This is a genomic window from Streptomyces albiaxialis (assembly GCF_039530985.1).
GTDB classification, from domain to species: Bacteria; Actinomycetota; Actinomycetes; order Streptomycetales; family Streptomycetaceae; genus Streptomyces; species Streptomyces albiaxialis.
Genome location: NZ_BAAAPE010000016.1, coordinates 265,326 through 276,547 on the forward strand (window position 1 = coordinate 265,326; position 11,222 = coordinate 276,547).

Here is an 11,222-nt window from a genome sequence, read left to right on the forward strand (position 1 = left end):
GGTCGGTGAGGGGGGACCAGCGCCCGGCCGTCCGCCCCGCGGTCCCGGCGAGGGCTCAGTTCGCCGCGCCGTCGAGCAGCCAGTGGTAGCGCAGCCGGAGGGCGCGCTCCACGCTGCTCGCCGCCGCGGCGGCCCCGAGGGCGGTGTTGAGCCACAGCGGCAGATGGAGCGGCGAGCCGAAGGTCCCGACGCGGGAGGCGACGGGCGGGATCTCCGAGACCGGCTCCGCGATCTGCAGCACGAGGAGCCCCGCGCCGATGAGGAGCATGAGCACCGAGAACGCGGCGATCCCGCGGCTCAGCGCCGGGTGGTTCCGGTCGAGGCGGGCGCGGCGGCCCTCGGCGGAGGCCGGGTCGGGAACGAGCTGGCGCTCCGTGCCGCCCTCGCTGACGAAGTGGCAGCGCTTGATCCCGAAGCCGCTCATCGCCACCTCGATCGTGCCGCCCGGCACCGGGAAGGCGGCGGGGAGCCTGGATTCGGCGTGCAGCCTCCCGTCCCGGTACAGGTGCGCCTCGACCTTGCCGGAGGCCTGGTTCTGCCAGTGCCGGACGTCCACCGCATAGGCCGCCCCGTGGCCGTCGTGCCGCGCGGGCGGCAGGTGGAACAGGGCCCGGCCGGGCAGTTGCCACCAGCGGAAGCGCCGCAGTGGCCGTCCGTCCCCCGGTCTCACGCGCCGCACCGCCCGGCGCCGTCGCCGCTCCTCGAACACTCCTCGGCCTCCCCGGCGCTCGACCGCCTGCGTACTGGCACACTGTGCTAGTGCCGTGGCACCGAGATTAGCACGGCGTACTAGCACGGCGTGACAGTCGGCGGCGGAAGGCAGGGGCAGTGACGCGGGAGAAGGCGGGAACCGACACGAGGGGCAGGATCCTCGCGGCGGCCGTGGAGATGATCGGGGAGGATCCGGGGGCGAGCCTGAGCGTCCGCGCGGTCGCGGCGCGGGCCGGGGTGAGCACCGGATCGCTCAGGCACTTCTTCCCGACCCAGCGCGAACTGCGGGACGCGGTGCTCGCCTGTGTCTACGACGGTGTGGTCTCCGACGACTGGAGCCAGGACCCCTCGGTACCGGCGCGGGACCGGCTCGTGGCCTGCCTCCGCCAGGTGCTCGCGCCCGCCGGGGTGGGAGCACAGGCGCGGGAGGCCTGGGGGAAGATCTACGAGGCGTTCATCGTGCCCGAGCAGACCGAGGACGTCCGCGCCGCGTATCTCGCCATGGACCGCGAGGGGCAGCGCCGCGTCGAGTCCTGGCTGGCGGGCCTCACCCGGGAGGGCGCGCTGGCCCCGGGCGACAACACCCGGCGGGCGAGATTCCTGATGACCGTGCTCAACGGGCTCGCGACCGAACGGGCGCTGCCCGCCGAGGAGTCGATCCTGCGGTCCGAGACGGAGACCCTCTACATGGCCGTGGACTGCGTCCTCGCCGACCGCGGGTGACGGGCGCTCACTCCTCGATCCGGCGGCGTCCGCGCAGGAACGGGGAGCCGGGGCCGACGGGGACCGGGCCGGACCCGGCGCCGATCCGCACGCCGTCGAACTCGTACCCGCGGCGCACGACGTCCTCGTGCGCCTCCGTCAGCAGCACCCTCGGCCCGGGGCCCGGAACGCGGAGACCTGCCACCGTGTGCCCGGCGCGAACCGGCCGATGCCGGAGTGGTGGACGAGGTCGGCGAGCCCGGCGGTGCGCCGCACCCCGCCGTCGTCCTCGTACGCGACCTCGACGCTCTCGGTCTCGTCGCGGGAGCGCGGGCCCAGCACCGTCGCCGTGGGCGGCGTCCGGTCGTACGCGGGCAGCGGACGCGCCGTGGTCCTCGCCAGCCGGAGGAAGAAGAGGACGGAGACTGCCGCCACCGGGCCGAGCCCGGCGCACAGCCGGACGAGCCAGCTCATCGCGCGGCCCCGGACGGTGAGTTCCGGGCCGGCAGCACGCCGCCCAGCTCGCGCGCGGCCGAGGTGAGCGTGGGGTGGGTCTCGACGGCGAGACCGGCCTCGTCGAGCCAGGCGGCCACCCGGTCCGGCCGTCGGCGCCGGACGCAGGACTCGGGCCCTCTCCCGCCGTCCGCCCCCGGCCCGGGCGGCGAGGGGGCGCCGGTGTGGAAGCCGAGCAGCAGCAGCAGACCGCCGGGCCGCAGCGCCCGGCGGAAGCCGGTGAGCACGGGGACGACCGCCTCGTCGGGGACGTGGATGATCGAGTACCAGGCGAGCAGGGCCGCCAGCGAGCCGTCCGCGAGGCCGAGCCGGGTCATCGACCCCACCTCGAACCGCAGCCCGGGGTGCTCGCGCCGCGCCACCTCGATCATCCGGGGCGACAGGTCGATGCCGAAGGCGTCCACGCCGAGGCCCCGCAGATGCGCGGTGATCCTGCCGGGCCCGCACCCCACGTCCGCGACGGGGCCGCCGCCCAGGGCCCGCACCCGGTCGGCGAAGTACGCCATGACGTCCCGCTCGGGCGGCAGTTCGGCCGTGAGGTTCCGCGTCTCGTCCGCGTAGCCGACGGCATCGGCGTCGTAGGACGCCCGGGTGTCCGAGAGCCATCTCCCGGCCGCCGGGTCCTCCTCGCGCGGGGACTCCCCTCCGGTGTCCACCTCCGCAGATTAGACCAGGAGTGCGAGCCAGAGGGCGACCGTGGCGAGGAGCAGGGACGCCGGTGTGGTCAGCAGGCCGAGGAGCGTGAACTCCCGCAGCCCCACCGCGTGCTCGTGCTGATGCGCGATGCGGCGCCACAGCAGCGTCGCGAGGGAGCCGGTGTAGGTGAGGTTCGGCCCGATGTTCACACCGAGGAGGACGGCGAGGACCGCGCCGGGGCCCGAGGGCGCGGCGAGGGGGACGAGGGCCAGCGCGGCCGGAAGATTGTTGATGAGGTTGGCGAGCAGCGCGGCCACCGCCGCCGTGCCCAGCAGTGCGGGCAGCGACGTCCCCTCGGGCAGCACCCGGTCCAGGGCTCCCCCGAGCCCGTTGTCGAGCACGGCCCGTACGAGGACGCCCAGCGCGAGCACGAACGCCAGGAACGGGAGCTGCGCCGCCCGCACCAGCGTCACCGCCGAGGTGCGCCGGATCAGCAGCGCCCGTACGGCCATCACGAGGGCACCCGCCGCCGCGGCCCAGGCCGGGTCGGCGCCGCACGCCGAGGCCACCGCGAAACCGGCGAGCGTCGCCGCGACCGTCAGCAGCGCGAACCGCGGCAGCCGCACCGGCCCCTCGACCCCGGTGCCGCCCTCCGCCGGAGCGTCCAGATCGGCGGCGAAGAAGCGGCGGAAGACCGCGTACTCCACGGCGATCGCGGCCAGCCACGGCAGCGTCATCAGCAGCGCGAAGCGGGTGAACGTCAGCCCCGTCGCCGTGAAGGCCAGCAGGTTCGTCAGGTTGGAGACGGGCAGCAGGAGCGAAGCCGTGTTCGACAGGTGCGCGCCGGCGTAGACGTGCGGCCTCGGGCGTACGCCCATCCGGGCCGCCGTCGCGAACACCACCGGCGTCAGCAGGACCACCGTCGCGTCCAGGCTCAGCACGGCGGTGATCAGCGAGGCGAGCGCGAACACGGACCCGAGCAGCCGGCGCGGCCGGTCCGCCGCCCACCGCGCGGTCCACGCCCCGCAGGCCCGGAAGAGCCCCTCGTCCGCGCAGAGCCGCGCCAGCACGAGGATCGCCGCCAGGAACCCGATCACCGGCCCGAGGCGCCCCGCCTCCTCCCGTACGTGCGCCCACGGGATCGCCCCCGCCGCGACCACCAGTCCGGCGGCGGGCACGGCGACGACGGCCTCCGGCAGCCGGAACGGCCGTACGACGGCGCACACCAGCACCGCGACCAGCGCGACGACGGACAGGGACTCGGCGACCATGCCCTCGATCATCCCGGCCCGCGCGGCCCGGGCACGCGCCGGGTGCGTCCCGGCCCGGGTGCGTCCCGGTCCGGGTGCGTCCCGGTCCGGGATGTGGAACGGGCGCCGGGCGTTCTTGACCGCCTGGTCAGGCCGCTGATTGGATCGTCGGCATGAAGCGACCGGACCTCACGCGGCGACGCCATGTCGATCTCGCGCGTGTCTCCAGCACCTGTTGTCGCTGCCGCTGACGCCAGGGGGCGCCTCCCCCTTCGCCGTCCCGCTCCGCCTCGCCGCGCCCGAGGGCCCGTGCTCCACGCCGCGTTGACGTACCGGGACCTCCCGCACCTCCGCTGAGCGGACTCCTCCGGCTGCCGCCTGCCGCGCCCCACCCGCGGGCCCACGCTCGCCGCGCGGGCCCGGCCCGGCACCGGCATGCCCGCGCCGTGTCCCGCCCTTGCGACCCGCCTCCCGCCCGTGTGAGCCGTCCCCCCCCCGCCGTACGAAAGGTCCCCGCATGGCCCTCGTCCTGTCCGTCTCCGGAAGCCCCTCCGCGACCTCCCGCACCGCGCGCCTGCTGCGGCACCTAGACACACGTCTCGCGTCCCAGGGGCACGAGGTCCGGTCGCTGGACGTGCGGACGCTGCCCGCCGAGGCCCTGCTCGGCGCCGACGTCCGCCACCCGGCGATCGCCGGGACGGTCGAACTGTTCGCGCGCGCCGACGGCGTGGTGATCGGCACGCCCGTCTACAAGGCCGCCTACTCCGGCCTGCTCAAGACGCTGCTGGACCTGCTCCCGCAGTACGCGCTGACCGGCAAGACCGTCCTCCCGCTGGCCACCGGCGGCACCACGGCCCACGTCCTCGCGCTGGACTACGCGCTGCGCCCGGTCCTCAGCTCGATGGGCGCGGGACACATCGTCCAGGGCTGGTTCACGCTCGACACCGACCTCACCGTGGGCGAGGACGGCGCCCTGACCGTCGCGCCGGGCGCCGCCGAGGCGCTGGCGCAGGTCACCGACCAGTTCTCCGCCGCGCTCGGCGGCCGTACGGCGGTGCTGGCGGCCACGGGATGAGCGGCGGCGCCGACGCCGACCCCCGCGGGGCAAACGATTGCTCAGGCCCCTTCCCGAACCCTCCCCGTACGAAAGGCGTACGCCCGTGAGCCTCACCTTCCACTGGTTCCTGCCCACCAACGGCGACAGCCGCCACGTCGTCGGCGGCGGCCACGGCACCCCGGCCACCTCCTCGGGCCGCGACCGGCCGCCGAGCATCGGCTACCTCTCCCAGATCGCCGCCGCGGCCGAGGACCTCGGGTTCACCGGCGCACTCACCCCGACCGGCGCCTGGTGCGAGGACGCGTGGCTGACCACGGCCATGGTCAGCCAGCGCACCGAGCGGCTGAAGTTCCTCGTCGCCTTCCGCCCCGGCTCCGTCTCGCCCACCCTCGCCGCACAGATGGCCGCCACCTTCCAGAACCGGACGGGCGGCCGCCTGCTGGTCAACGTCGTCACCGGCGGCGAGAGCCACGAGCAGCGCGCGTACGGCGACTTCCTCGACAAGGACGCGCGCTACGCCCGTACGGACGAGTTCCTGGGCGTCGTACGGCGGCTGTGGGACGGCGAGCGCGTGAGCCTGGACGGCGCGCACGTACGGGTCGAGGACGCGCTGCTCGCCCGGGTGCCCGAGCCGCGCCCCGGGATCTACTTCGGCGGCTCCTCGCGCGCCGCGGGCGCCGTCGCCGCGCGCCACTCGGACGTCTACCTCACCTGGGGCGAACCGCCCGCCGCCGTCGCGGAGAAGATCGCCTGGATCCGGACACTGGCCGGGAAGAAGGAGGGGCGGCACGTCCGCTTCGGCATCCGTCTGCACGTCATCACCCGGGACACGGCCGAGGAGGCGTGGGCCGAGGCGCGGCGGCTGCTCGACGGCTTCGACCCCGAGACCGTACGCGCCGTCCAGAGCGGCCTGGCCCGCAGCGAGTCCGAGGGGCAGCGGCGGATGCTGGCCCTGCACGGCGGCGAGCGGGACGGGCTGGAGATCCACCCCAACCTGTGGGCCGGGATCGGGCTCGTGCGCGGCGGTGCCGGGACGGCCCTGGTCGGCAGCCACGACGAGGTCGCGGACCGGATCGCGGAGTACCACGGGCTGGGCATCGAGGAGTTCGTGCTCTCCGGCTACCCGCACCTGGAGGAGGCGTACTGGTTCGGCGAGGGCGTGCTGCCCAGGCTCCGGGCACGCGGCCTGTGGCGGCACCCGTTCCGCGCCGAGGACCCGGGAAGCGCCGACGCCGGGCAAACGGTTGCCCGGACACCCGTCGCCGCCGCGGGGAGCGCGCGCTGACGTGACGGCCGCCCGCGAGCAGCGCGGCGCCCGGCAGGTCGGCGCGCTCGCCGCCCTCCCGCCGCTCGCCTGCGCCACCTCGAAGCCGTCGGAGTCGTCTGGCGCCACCGTTGCCAGGAACGGCCGCCCCGCCACGAGTACGTGCTCACCGAGGCGGGGCGGGATCTGCTCGGGGCGCTCACCTCGCCGCGCTCCTGGGGGGACCGCCGGCTGGCCGAGGAGCCGCCGATGGCGGTACCGGGAAGCTGCTGCCCTTCACCCCGTTCGCGGCGCTCCTCGGCGCGGGCTCCTCGCTCGTGAGGATCGCCTGGCACCGCCTCGCCGTCAGGAGAGCGCGGAAGGCGCCGGAGCGCGGCTGACCAGCTCGTCGGCGACCCACCGCGCGACGCCCTCGGGGAACGGCGCGGGCAGCCCGAGGACGACGTGCGTGAAACCGGCGTCGACGGCCTCGCCGACCGCCTTCCGCGTGCTCTCCGGCCGTTCGTAGGAGACGGGCAGGTGGATCGAGCGGGTGAGCGTGGCGGGGTCGCGCCCGATCTCGGCGCAGTGGCGGTCGAGCAGGGCGCTCCTGGCGGCCACGTCCTCGATGTCGCCGCCGGGGACATTCCATACGTCCGCGTGCCTCGCGGCCACGCGCAGCAGCGCCGAGGAACGGCCGCCGATCACCACCGGAGGGCCGGGGCGCTGCACGGGCTTGGGGTTGCAGAACGCCCCGGCGAGCCGGATGTGCTCGCCCTCGAAGTCGAACGGCTCGTCCTCGGCCCACAGCCGCCTGATCACGGTGCACGCCTCGTCCAGGGCGCTGACCGAGCGGGTGAAGCCGTGGTACGGCAGGCCGTGCGCCTCGTACTCGCGCCGGGCCAGGGGATGGCCGGGGCGCGAGCCCGCGCCGATCCCGAAGTCGAGCCGCCCCTCCGCGACGGAGTCGACGGTCGCGGCGATCCTGGCCAGTACCGCGGGCGGCCGGAAACGGTTGCTGGTCACGAGCACGCCGAGGCGCAGCCGCCGGGTCCGCGCGGCGAGGGCGGAGAGCAGCGTCCAGCCCTCGTGCGCCGGTCCGCCCGGGTCGCCGCCGATCGGCATGAGGTGGTCGAACAGCCAGGCGTGCTCGATCTCGGGAACGGCGTCCGCCTCCGTCCAGACCCGCAGGATGTCGTGGTAACCGACCTGCATCGGAGGGGTCATGATGCCGAAGCTGGGCATGGGCAGCGGCTCCTTTCTCGTCGATTTCGTCGCTCGGGTCGGTCCCGTCTCTCTCGTCGTCACTTGGAGGTGATCCGGCCCAACGGGTCCGCGCTCCGGCCCAGTTCGGCCTCGGCCTCTTCCCACGAGCTGTCCGCCGGGTCGAGAGCCGGGTCGCGTGCGAGGTCGAGTGCGTCGCGGAGGAACGCCGAGGTCAGCCGCCGGACGAGGGCGACCCGTTCGGGGCTCTCGTCGGTCGTCTCGGTGACGGCGTAACCGGAGATCCCGCCCAGCGAGTGCTCGGCCCCGAACAGGGTGAGCAGGCTCCTGGCGCCGGGGGCGAGGGCGTAGGCGTCCGTGAACCACTCGGGCCCCCGGTGCGTCAGCGCGGAGTCGTCCTTGTCCCCGGCGACCACCAGCGAGGGTGTGGTCATCCCCGTGAAGTCGGGGTGCATGAAGGGGAGGTTCTCGGCGGCGAACGGCGTCAGGTCCGCGCCGCCCGTGCCCGGCACGGCGAACAGGACACCGGCCTTGACCCGCGCGTCGGACATGTCCTCGCCCGGGGTCCCGTCGGCGCCGAGGACCCGCGCGCCCAGCAGCATGCCGGCCGTCTGGGCGCCCCAGGAGTGTCCGGCGGCGGCGACGCGGCTCCGGTCCAGCCGCCCCGCGAGCCCCGGGACGGCGGCCTCCAGGGTCTCCAGCCCGTCGAGGACCCGCGTCAGGTCCTCGACCCTGATGCGCCAGATCTCCGGGTGACGCGGGTCCTCCGGCGGGACGTCCAGCGTCCGGGAGTCGAGATGGGTCGGCTGGACGACGGCGAACCCGTGGGCGGTCCAGAAGTCGACCAGCGGGGCGTAGCCGTCCATCGACTCGCCGAAGCCGTGCGAGAAGACGACGACGGGCAGCGCGTCGCCCGTCACGGGGGCGGAGACGCGGACGTGCAGGTCCTCGCCGCGACCGGGCGCGGGCAGCACCACCGGGCGTACGGATATGACGGGAACGGAACGGGACATGGGTGTCTCCTCGAAGGTCAGGCCGGCCGGGAAAGCCGGAACGCTGTTCCGCTTCCGAATATACGGAACGCTGTTCCGATTAACAAGCGCGGTGCCTCCGGCGCCTCCGGGCTACCGCGCGGGGCGGCCCGCGAGCCTGACGCGCCCCCAGACGTACGGGTCGGCCTGGGCGCTGCCGAACGCCGACCAGGCGAGCCGCGTCTGCCCCGTCCTGTCCCGGGTGTCGGAGTCGTACAGCAGGAAGTTGGCCCGCATCCGGTCCGGGTCGACGGCGGCGGGGAGGGTGGGCAGCGGGATCCGTACCTCGACCGTGTAGCCCCGGTACGGGACGCTCACGCGGGAGGCCACCCGTACGCCGGGCGCCGTCGTGCGCGCCGGGCCCTGCCGGTGGTCCGCGTCGCGCGCCGCGCACGGCCCGGAGCCGCCGGGGTGGCCGGGATCGCCGGAGCCTTGGGGGTGGCCGGAGGTGAAGGGCAGGACGCCCAGCTTCAGCGTCGACGCCGTGTCGTCGGCCGTGCCGCGCGGGTCCAGCGCGATCTCGACCGCGTCCGTGCGCCAGTGCCGCTTGCAGTCCGAACGGGCCAGCGCCGCGCCGCGCTTGTCGTCGGCGACCTCGAAGAGGACGTGCAGCGTGCCGCCGTGCCGCACCGCGCGCACCGTGCCCGCGCAGTCCCGCGCGCCGCGGCAGCGGCCGCTGCCCTGCCAGTGGACCAGCCGCAGCCGTGGCGCTCCCGCGTACTCGCCCGTCCCGGCGCGGCCGTCCGTCCTCGGCTCGCGCGCGGCCCGGGGGAGGGCGGCGGAGGGCGGGGCGGGATAGCGCGGCTGGGCGCCGTTCGCCAGCCAGGGCATGCCCTCGCGCGCCGCCCAGTCGCGGAACTCCCGGTAGAGCGGGCGCAGTCCGCCCTGCGGACGTACCTCCGCCCGCACCGGCGCGCCGTCCCGCGCCAGCACCGTGAACCAGTCGCAGGGCAGCCGCTCGCGCGGCGTCCGTACCACCGGGGCGAGCGCGCCGAAGCCCTGGGTGCGGTACGTCCGGGCCGCGTCCCGCTCGACCTGCGCCCAGGTCGTACGCCCGCCGTCCGGCCCCCGTCGTGCCCACGCGCCCGTCCACACGCCGGTCACCGGCAGGCCGGTACGCGGGTCCCGTCGCTCGCCCCTCTCGCACCGGGGGCCGACCGGCCCGTCGTACAGCCAGTGCTGGGCGAGCAGCGTGCGCGGGCGCCAGAGGCCGAGCCCCTCCTCGGCGAGCTGTCCGGGGAACGCGCGCGGGTCGCCCGCCAGCCGGAACGCCTCGACGGCCAGCCGCGCCGCCTCCTGATGCGCCCCGTGGTTGTCGAAGGGGCGCGGCTCCATCGTCACCACCGTCTCCGGACGGGTGGCGCGGACGAGGCGTACGGCGCGCGCGAGGGTGCCGGCGTGGCCCCACAGCCGGTCCACCAGCGGCGCGGACAGCGTGTACCAGGAGTCGGGCCTGCCGAAGTAGCGGACGTCCGTGATCCCGGCGCGCGCCACCGCCGCGCGCTCCTCGCGCTCCCGGATCAGCCCCAGCGCGCGCCCCTCCTGCGGACCCACCGCGTTGCCGCCGCCCTCGCCGCGCGTGACCGTGGCGACGGCCGTCCGCAGCCCGTCGCGCTGCCGCCACTGCCCGAAGGCCGCCAGCGACTGGTACTCGTCGTCGGGGTGCGCGCCGAGGAACAGCACGTCGGTGTCGGCGGCGTCCCCGGCGCGTTCCCCGTCCGGGGTGGGCGCGGGCGCGGGGGCGGGGGCCACGGCGGCGAGCACGGCCGCGCAGAGCAGTGCGGCCAGGACGAGCGCTGCCCGGGGCCTCAGCTCCCGGCCCCGGGTGCTCCAGCCCCGGGCGTCCCTGCCCCGGGCGTCAGCTCCCGCAGCGGGCCGTCGAGTTCGCTCGCGTAGAAGTCGAGGAAGCCGTCGGGGTCGGGGCCCGCGTTCATCAGCACCAGGCGGTCGTAGCCGGCCTCGGCGAAGCCGCGCGCGTTCGCGACGTACCCCTCGGGGTCGGGGCCGCAGGCGAAGCGCGCGCGGATGTCCTCCTCGCGCACCGTCGCCGTCGCGGCCTCGAAGTTGACCGGGTTGGGCAGCTCGCTCATGACCTTCCAGCCGGTCAGGGCCCACGGGAAGTATTCCAGCGCCGTCCGCGCCGCCGTCGCCCCGTCCGGCGCCCACGCGACCGGGACCTCCGCGTACCGGGGGCCGGAGCCGCCCGCCCTGCGGTAGTGATCGACGATCTCCGGCTTGTCCTCCGTCGCGAACAGCGAGTCGCCCAGCTCGGCGGCGATCCGCGCCGAGGGCCCGCCGCTCGCCGCGACGGAGATCAGCGGCGGCTCGTCCGGCAGATCGAAGACCCGCGCGTCCTCCAGCCGCAGATACGTGCCGTCGTACGAGCGGTAGCCGCCGCGCCACAGCAGCCGGATGATCTCCAGCGCCTCCCTGAGCATCACGTGCCGCTCACGGACGGCCGGGAATCCGCGCCCGACCACATGCTCGTTGAGGCGCTCCCCGGAGCCGACGCCCAGCACGAACCGGCCGTCCGAGACCAGCGCGAGCGTCGCCGCGGCCTGGGCGATGACGGCTGGGTGGTAGCGGACCGTCGGGCAGGTCACGCCCGTCACCAGCCCGATCCGGTCCGTCCTGGCGGCCACGGCCCCGAACAGCGTCCAGGTGAACGGCGAGTGGCCCTGCTTGTCCAGCCAGGGGTGGAAGTGGTCGCTCATCTCCACGAAGTCGAACCCGGCCGCCTCCGCCTTCCGTGCCTGCCGGATCAGCTCGTTCGGTCCGTACTGCTCGGTGGCCAGCTTGTAGCCGATCTGCACGTGCTCCTCCTGCGTACTCGTCGTGCGCCGGTGTCCCGTCCG

At 75.5% G+C, this 11,222-nt stretch carries 14 protein-coding genes; 5 read left to right on the forward strand and 9 right to left on the reverse strand.

Annotated features, from left to right (window positions below):
• Positions 1-55: 55 nt before the first annotated feature.
• Entirely contained in the window at positions 56-709 is a 654-nt protein-coding gene (locus tag ABD343_RS32710) for a hypothetical protein (protein WP_344533465.1), read from the reverse strand.
• Positions 710-828: 119 nt separating this feature from the next.
• Between ABD343_RS32710 and ABD343_RS32715 the strand changes: the two genes are divergently transcribed.
• On the forward strand, positions 829-1,434 hold the full coding sequence (locus ABD343_RS32715) for a TetR/AcrR family transcriptional regulator (RefSeq protein ID WP_344533466.1): 606 nt from the start codon (positions 829-831) through the stop codon (positions 1,432-1,434).
• Between the two features lie 7 nt (positions 1,435-1,441).
• Here ABD343_RS32715 and ABD343_RS32720 read toward each other — a convergent pair whose 3' ends face one another.
• Genes ABD343_RS32720 through ABD343_RS32735 form a run of 4 tightly spaced genes read right to left on the reverse strand, consistent with a single transcriptional unit; the run spans position 1,442 to position 3,833 of the window.
• Entirely contained in the window at positions 1,442-1,582 is a 141-nt protein-coding gene (locus ABD343_RS32720; protein ID WP_344533468.1) for a hypothetical protein, read from the reverse strand.
• A complete protein-coding gene (locus ABD343_RS32725) occupies positions 1,573-1,887 on the reverse strand; it encodes a hypothetical protein (protein ID WP_344533470.1) in 315 nt (104 codons plus the stop codon). Before ABD343_RS32725 ends, ABD343_RS32720 begins: the two co-directional genes overlap by 10 nt.
• On the reverse strand, positions 1,884-2,582 hold the full coding sequence (locus ABD343_RS32730; protein WP_344533472.1) for a class I SAM-dependent methyltransferase: 699 nt from the start codon (positions 2,580-2,582) through the stop codon (positions 1,884-1,886). The genes ABD343_RS32725 and ABD343_RS32730 overlap by 4 nt, the downstream gene beginning before the upstream one ends.
• A gap of 9 nt (positions 2,583-2,591) precedes the next feature.
• The gene (locus ABD343_RS32735; protein WP_344533474.1) at positions 2,592-3,833 is read right to left on the reverse strand and encodes an SLC13 family permease; all 1,242 of its coding nucleotides are present in this window, start codon (positions 3,831-3,833) and stop codon (positions 2,592-2,594) included.
• A gap of 152 nt (positions 3,834-3,985) precedes the next feature.
• Here ABD343_RS32735 and ABD343_RS41060 point away from each other — a divergent pair, with 152 nt between their 5' ends.
• From ABD343_RS41060 to ABD343_RS32750, 4 genes are all read left to right on the forward strand, one after another.
• Complete coding sequence (locus ABD343_RS41060) at positions 3,986-4,063, forward strand: putative leader peptide (RefSeq protein ID WP_425578339.1); 78 nt, start codon at positions 3,986-3,988, stop codon at positions 4,061-4,063.
• Between the two features lie 266 nt (positions 4,064-4,329).
• The gene (ssuE, locus tag ABD343_RS32740) at positions 4,330-4,887 is read left to right on the forward strand and encodes an NADPH-dependent FMN reductase (RefSeq protein WP_344533476.1); all 558 of its coding nucleotides are present in this window, start codon (positions 4,330-4,332) and stop codon (positions 4,885-4,887) included.
• Positions 4,888-4,972: 85 nt separating this feature from the next.
• Positions 4,973-6,154 (forward strand): LLM class flavin-dependent oxidoreductase, encoded by a 1,182-nt coding sequence (locus ABD343_RS32745; protein ID WP_344533478.1) that lies wholly within the window; start codon positions 4,973-4,975, stop codon positions 6,152-6,154.
• A 69-nt stretch (positions 6,155-6,223) separates the two neighbouring features.
• The gene (locus ABD343_RS32750; RefSeq protein WP_344533873.1) at positions 6,224-6,454 is read left to right on the forward strand and encodes a winged helix-turn-helix transcriptional regulator; all 231 of its coding nucleotides are present in this window, start codon (positions 6,224-6,226) and stop codon (positions 6,452-6,454) included.
• A 24-nt stretch (positions 6,455-6,478) separates the two neighbouring features.
• Here ABD343_RS32750 and ABD343_RS32755 read toward each other — a convergent pair whose 3' ends face one another.
• From ABD343_RS32755 to ABD343_RS32770, 4 genes are all read right to left on the reverse strand, one after another.
• Positions 6,479-7,357, reverse strand: coding sequence for an LLM class flavin-dependent oxidoreductase (locus ABD343_RS32755; protein ID WP_344533480.1), 879 nt, complete (start codon positions 7,355-7,357; stop codon positions 6,479-6,481).
• Between the two features lie 59 nt (positions 7,358-7,416).
• A complete protein-coding gene (locus tag ABD343_RS32760) occupies positions 7,417-8,349 on the reverse strand; it encodes an alpha/beta hydrolase family protein (protein ID WP_344533482.1) in 933 nt (310 codons plus the stop codon).
• A 111-nt stretch (positions 8,350-8,460) separates the two neighbouring features.
• Complete coding sequence (locus ABD343_RS32765; protein ID WP_344533483.1) at positions 8,461-10,131, reverse strand: sugar-binding protein; 1,671 nt, start codon at positions 10,129-10,131, stop codon at positions 8,461-8,463.
• Positions 10,132-10,175: 44 nt separating this feature from the next.
• Positions 10,176-11,180: a TIGR03557 family F420-dependent LLM class oxidoreductase gene (locus ABD343_RS32770; RefSeq protein WP_344533485.1), complete on the reverse strand. Its 1,005-nt coding sequence runs from the start codon at positions 11,178-11,180 to the stop codon at positions 10,176-10,178.
• Positions 11,181-11,222: the final 42 nt, after the last annotated feature.